Annotated in this window: 5 protein-coding genes; 4 read left to right on the top strand and 1 reads right to left on the bottom strand. The window is 73.1% G+C overall.

Going from position 1 to position 6,174, the window contains the following annotated elements:
• Positions 1-724: DUF4140 domain-containing protein (locus tag OP86_RS37300; RefSeq protein ID WP_033334321.1), on the bottom strand; the 724-nt coding region annotated here is incomplete at its 3' end.
• Positions 725-1,150: 426 nt separating this feature from the next.
• Here OP86_RS37300 and OP86_RS31915 point away from each other — a divergent pair.
• The 4 genes from OP86_RS31915 (at position 1,151) to der (ending at position 5,982) form a co-directional block, all read left to right on the top strand.
• Entirely contained in the window at positions 1,151-2,236 is a 1,086-nt protein-coding gene (locus OP86_RS31915; protein WP_030258477.1) for a prephenate dehydrogenase, read from the top strand.
• 104 nt (positions 2,237-2,340) lie between these two features.
• Entirely contained in the window at positions 2,341-3,423 is a 1,083-nt protein-coding gene (locus OP86_RS31910) for a DUF4419 domain-containing protein (protein ID WP_051831142.1), read from the top strand.
• Between the two features lie 166 nt (positions 3,424-3,589).
• Positions 3,590-4,303: a (d)CMP kinase gene (gene cmk, locus OP86_RS31905; RefSeq protein ID WP_030062575.1), complete on the top strand. Its 714-nt coding sequence runs from the start codon at positions 3,590-3,592 to the stop codon at positions 4,301-4,303.
• Between the two features lie 227 nt (positions 4,304-4,530).
• A complete protein-coding gene (gene der, locus OP86_RS31900; protein WP_030062574.1) occupies positions 4,531-5,982 on the top strand; it encodes a ribosome biogenesis GTPase Der in 1,452 nt (483 codons plus the stop codon).
• Positions 5,983-6,174 lie beyond the last annotated feature (192 nt).

Here is a 6,174-nt window from a genome sequence, read left to right as displayed (position 1 = left end):
GCAGAAGACGGCATACGAGATTTCTGCCTGTCTCGTGGGCTCGGAGATGTGTATAAGAGACAGGGGTGGGAGTGAGGCTGGGGCTCGGGGTGTGCAGGGTGAGCAGGACGGTGGCGGAGGTCGCGACCGGTTCGGCCTGGTCGGCGGTGGAGGTCCGATCCAGCCGGTCGGCGGCCAAGTCGCGCTCGTGGTCGGCGAGTTCGACCTCCCGGTTGAGCTCCTCGGCGCGCTCCTGGAGGGCGGCCAGCCGCTCGTCGACGAAGTCGGCGAGCTCCAGCCAGGCGTCGGCGGGCGTACGGCGCAGCGGTTCGTCGCGGCGGCGCTGCGGTGGCACGGCGCGCAGGGCGGCGGTGTCGGCGATCGCGGCGAGGACCAGTCGGCGGCGCTCGGTGAGCGCGCTGAGGCGCTCGGTGGCCTTGTCCAACGCCCTTCGCAGTTCCGGGAGTTCGTCCGGCTCGCGGAGTTCCGCCCGCAGTTCCAGCCGGGCCTCGGTGACTGCCGTGCCGGCTGGTCCGGCGATCACGCGGGCGCGCAGCGAGCGGCCGTCCAGGGTGGTGGGCAGGCCGGTCAGGCGCAGTCGTCCGTCGGGAGGGACCGGGACGGTGGCCCGGCGGCGGCACACCGCGCCCTCGGCGTACACCACGACGGAGTCCAGGGCCGACGGGTGGGCCGGTACGGCGGGCGGTTTCGTCTGCCCGGTCCGGCTGCTGAGCTGATCGTCCATGCGCAACCCCTTCGTTCGCGTGTTGCCTGCCGCGTGCCGCTTCTTGCGGCGTGCGGATTTCCCGTATGTCCGGACGTCCGGATGTCCGTACATCCGCTGTCGGATGTCCGGTGTCCGGTGTCCGATGCCGGGTGTCCGATGTCGGGTGTTCGAGCGGCTGCTTGGCCGTCCGGGCCTGCCCGGGCGGCCAGTCTGCCCGGGTTCGGTGCGGGCGTCGTCGGATTTCCCGGGTGCGGCGTGTGCACTGTGTGGGACGGGGGCCGGGCCGCCTCGGTTGCCGGCGCCGGGGCGCTGCCGGGCGCTGCGGTCGTGGTTGCCGGGCGACAAGTGGGGACTTCGGCGCAGCGGATGAGGGAGGATGGGGCGCGGGTGCTCCCGGACGGTTCCGGCACCTGTCGAGAATCGTGATGAGGAGAGCGACCCGCCATGCGCACTGCCGTCGTCGTCGGCACCGGACTGATCGGCACCTCCGCCGCGCTCGCGCTGACCGCTCGCGGTCTGACCGTCCATCTGGAGGACGCCGACCCGGACGCCGCCCGCACCGCCGAGTCGCTCGGCGCGGGCACCACCGAGCCCGTCGACGGCCCGGTGGACCTGGCGATCATCGCCGTCCCGCCGGCGCTGGTCGGCAAGGTGCTCGCCGACTGCCAGCGCCGCAACCTGGCGCACTGGTACACCGACGTCGCCAGCGTCAAGGCAGGCCCCGGCAGCGAGATCGCCGCGCTCGGCTGCGACACCGTCCACTACATCGGCAGCCACCCGATGGCCGGCCGCGAGCGCTCCGGCCCGCTGGCCGCCCGCGCCGACATCTTCGAAGGCCGCCCCTGGGTGCTCACCCCGACCGCCGACACCGACACCGAGACGCTCAACGCCGCGCTGGAGCTGGTCGCGCTCTGCGGCGCGATGCCGATCGTCATGGACGCCGCCGAGCACGACCGGGCCGTCGCCCTCGTCTCGCACGCCCCGCAGCTGGTGTCCTCGCTCGTCGCGGCCCGGCTGGAGAACGCCGACGACACCGCCATAAGGCTCTCCGGCCAGGGCGTGCGCGACGTCACCAGGATCGCCGCCTCCAACCCCGGCATGTGGGTCGACATCCTCTCCGCCAACGCGGGCGCGGTCGCCGACGTCCTGGAGGCCGTCGCCTCCGACCTCGGCGAGACCGTCACCGCGCTGCGCGCCATGGAGGCGACCGAGGAGGACGAGCGCCGGGCGGGTGCGGCCGGGATCACGGAGGTCATGCGGCGCGGCAACACCGGCCAGGCCCGGATCCCCGGCAAGCACGGTGCGCCGCCCACCCGGTACGAGACGGTCACGGTCGTGCTCGGCGACCAGCCGGGCGAGCTGGGCCGGCTCTTCGGGGAGGTCGGCGACGCCGGGGTCAACATCGAGGACGTCGTCATCGAGCACTCGACCGGGCAGCAGGTCGGCTTCGTCCAGCTCTCGGTGGCGCCGGTGGCGGTCAAGCGGCTGGTGAAGGCGCTGCGGGTGAGTGGGTGGAGTGTGCGGGACTGAGGTCGGGGGTCGGGGCTGAGGTGGTGGGTCGGGGCTGAGGTCGTGGGCCAGGGCTGAGGTCGCGGGTCGGTGCTGGGGCGGGTCGTTTCAGGGGAGGGCGGGGCGTGATCGTCGAGTTGCCGCTGGGGGAGACCCGGCACGGGTTCGCCGGGATGCCGGTGGACCTGGGGAACGAACGGTTCCTGCGGGCCGTGGTCGGCCGGGACCTCCGGATCCACCACCGCAGCGTCGCGGCGATGTACGAGCGGCCCCGGCCGGAGCCCGCGCTCCCGGAGTTCGCCGAGCCGGAGCCGACCTTCAGCCTGCTGCTGCGCGCGGCCCACGCCGCCTTCGCCGAGCACCTGGCGCTCAGCCTGTCCCCGGACGTGCTCTGGTACGCGGTGGTGCACGAGGTCGCGGTGCACGTACGGATGTACCCGCCGCGGTACCGGGCGCTGTTCGGTGCGGCCAGGGGCCGAAGGGCCGCGACCGTGGTGCGGGACGACAGCCTGCTGGGGCCCGACCCGGACTGGTCGCGCTCGATCCGGCTGGTACGGGAGCCGCTCGCGGCCGCAATGGGCGAGGAGCTGGTGGACCTGTTCCGGCCGGCCTTCTCCACCACGACGCCGGACGACGAGTCCTCGGCCCTGGTGGCGCTGATGGACACGGTCAGCCCGTACTACGACTTCCGCTGGGAGACCCGCTGCGGCATCCCGAGGGTCCGGCTGGAGGGCACGGCCGAGGACTGGGCGCGGTTGGCGGCGGGGGTCGGTGCGCTCGCGGAGCGCTTCGACTGGCTGGCGCCGTGGTTCGCGGAACTGCGGCCGGTGGTGGACGAGATCGCGGCGACGGCCGCCGGCGGCCCGGTGGACGACGATTTCTGGCGCTCGCTGTTCAAGTGGCGCTCGATGTCCGGCGGCCCCCGGGTGACCGGCTGGCTCACCGCCTTCCTCGCCCACACCCAGACCCCGGACGGGCCCCGGCTGCGCCGCTCCTTCGGCTGGCGGGAGGCGGCGGACAGCGAGTACCACCGGGAGGCGTTCGAGGTGAACGACTTCCCGTCGCACGTGTCGCGGGTGCCGTTCGTGTGGGACGTCCTCGGCCGGGAACTGCCGATGACCTTCGTCGGCGGGGTGCTCGGGATCGAGTGGGACGGGGAGTACCTGCGGCCGCGGCTGGGGAACGCGGTGGTCGAGGTGGCCGGGTGAGTGGGGCGCCGGTGGCGGCGGTGGAGGAGGTGGAGGCGGCGGTGTAGGGGGCCGAGGAGACGGCGGAGCGTGGGATGTCGGCGGTCCATTAACCTTGAGGGAGACAATCCCCGGCCGTCCGCCCACGCAGGCTTCGGCTTCCATGCTCAGAGAGAGGTTCGCCCCCGTGGACACTGCCGACCGAGCGCACGCCCCGGTCGTCGTCGCCATCGACGGACCCTCCGGCTCCGGCAAGTCGACCGTCTCGCGGGCGGTCGCCGCCCGGCTGGGCCTGAGCTTCCTGGACACCGGCGCCATGTACCGGGCGATGACCTGGTGGATGCTGGCCAACGAGGTCGACGTGGACGACCCGGAGGCGGTGGCCGTCGCGTGCGGCAAGCCGGTGATCGTGTCGGGCACGGACGCCGACGGCCCCACCATCACGGTGGACGGCCAGGACGTCTCCGCCCCGATCCGCGGCCCCGAGGTGACGGCGCACGTCAGCGCCGTGGCCGCGGTGCCGGCGGTGCGGGCCCGGTTGGTGGAGCTGCAGCGCGGCTGCGCCGAGGTCGCCGAGCGCGGCATCGTCGCCGAGGGCCGGGACATGGGGACCGTGGTGTTCCCCGACGCCACCGTCAAGGTCTTCCTGACCGCCTCCGAGGAGGCCCGGGCCGCGCGCCGGGCGGCCGAGCTGCGGGCCAAGGGGGTGGACGAGGCGACCATCACCGCGATGGCCGCCGACCTCGCCCGCCGGGACGCCGCGGACTCCTCCCGGAAGACGGCCCCGCTGACCCAGGCCGCGGACGCGGACCTGGTGGACACCAGCGACCTCACCCTGGACCAGGTGATCGACCGGATCGCCGTCCTGGTGGAGGAGCGGGCCGGGCTGTCCTCGGTCTGATCGGGCCGTATCGGCTGATCGGGCCGCATTCGGGCCGTATTGGGTCTGAACAGGTTGGATCGGGCCGGATCGGTCTGATCAGGTTGGATCGGGCCGACGGTCTGATCATCGAACGAGCCGTGGTGCCGCCGAGGTGCCACGGAGAACCACTCGCGCTGCCCCGAGCGGGGCAGGTACGCACGGCACGCCCCTGGGAAGGGCCGGGCCGGGAAACGGAACAGACGAACATGACCGCAGAGCACTCCGCCACCGACCTCGGTGGGCTGGACGCCGCAGACTACGCAGAGTTCATGGCCCTCGCCGCCGAGGAGGGCTTCGACATCGACGGCGACGGCCTGGACGGCGCCGAGCTCGTCCGGCTGCCGGTGCTGGCCGTGGTCGGCCGCCCGAACGTCGGCAAGTCGACTCTGGTGAACCGCATCATCGGCCGCCGCGAGGCCGTCGTCGAGGACAAGCCGGGCGTCACCCGCGACCGGGTCACCTACGAGGCCAGCTGGAACGGCCGTCGCTTCAAGGTGGTCGACACCGGCGGCTGGGAGATCGACGTCCTCGGCATCGACGCCATGGTGGCCGCCCAGGCCGAGCTGGGCATCGAGCAGGCCGACGCGGTGATGTTCGTCGTGGACGCCACCGTCGGCGCCACCGACACCGACGAAGCCTTGATCAAGATCATCCGCCGGGCGGGCAAGCCGACCGTCCTGTGCGCCAACAAGGTCGACGGCCCGTCCACCGAGGCCGAGGCCGCCTACCTGTGGTCGCTGGGCCTGGGCGAGCCGTACCCCGTCTCCGCCCTGCACGGCCGCGGCTCCGGCGACCTGCTGGACGCCGTCATGGACGCGCTGCCCGAGGCCCCGCCGCAGACCTTCGGCGACGCCGCCCCCGGCGGCCCGCGCCGCGTCGCGCTGATCGGCCGGCCGAACGTCGGCAAGTCCAGCCTGCTGAACAAGGTCGCCGGCGAGGAGCGCGTCGTCGTCAACGAGCTGGCCGGGACCACCCGCGACCCGGTCGACGAGATGATCGAACTCGGCGGCAAGACCTGGAAGTTCGTGGACACCGCCGGCATCCGTCGCCGGGTCCACCTGACCGCCGGCGCCGACTTCTACGCCTCGCTGCGCACCTCCTCCGCGCTGGAGAAGGCCGAGGTCGCCGTCGTCCTGATCGACGCCAGCGAGACCCTCGCCGAGCAGGACACCCGGATCATCTCGATGGCCGTCGAGGCCGGGCGTGCAGTCGTCATCGCCTACAACAAGTGGGACCAGCTGGACGAGGAGCGCCGCTACTACCTGGAGCGCGAGATCGAGCGCGACCTCGTCCAGGTGCAGTGGGCCCCGCGCGTCAACGTCTCGGCCAAGACCGGCCGGCACATGGAGAAGCTCGTTCCGGCGATCGAGACCGCGCTGGAGGGCTGGGAGACCCGCATCCCCACCGCGCGCCTGAACGCCTTCCTCGGCGAGCTGGTGGCCGCCCACCCGCACCCGATCCGCGGCGGCAAGCAGCCCCGCGTCCTGTTCGGCACCCAGGCGGGCAGCCGTCCGCCGCGGTTCGTGCTGTTCGCCTCGGGCTTCCTGGAGGCCGGCTACCGGCGCTTCATCGAGCGTCGGCTGCGCGAGGAGTTCGGGTTCGTGGGGACGCCGATCTCGATCTCGGTGCGGGTTCGGGAGAAGCGGAAGAAGAAGTAGTAGTCGGGGGTAGGTGGAGCGGCAGCTGCGGCTCCGTCTGCTGAACGGCCGGAGGGCTCCGTCACGGTGGTGGCGGGGCCCTCCGGCGTTTCTCCGCACCGGGTGGGTGGGGCGGCAGCTGCGGCTCCGTCTGCTGAACGGCGGGAGGGCTCCGTCACGGTGGGGGCGGGGCCCTCCGGCGTTTCTCCGCAC

This window comes from Streptomyces novaecaesareae (assembly GCF_000716875.1).
Classification (GTDB): Bacteria; Actinomycetota; Actinomycetes; order Streptomycetales; family Streptomycetaceae; genus Kitasatospora; species Kitasatospora novaecaesareae.
Note: the sequence above shows the minus strand (reverse complement) of the source record. Positions and strands in the feature narration are given on the sequence as shown.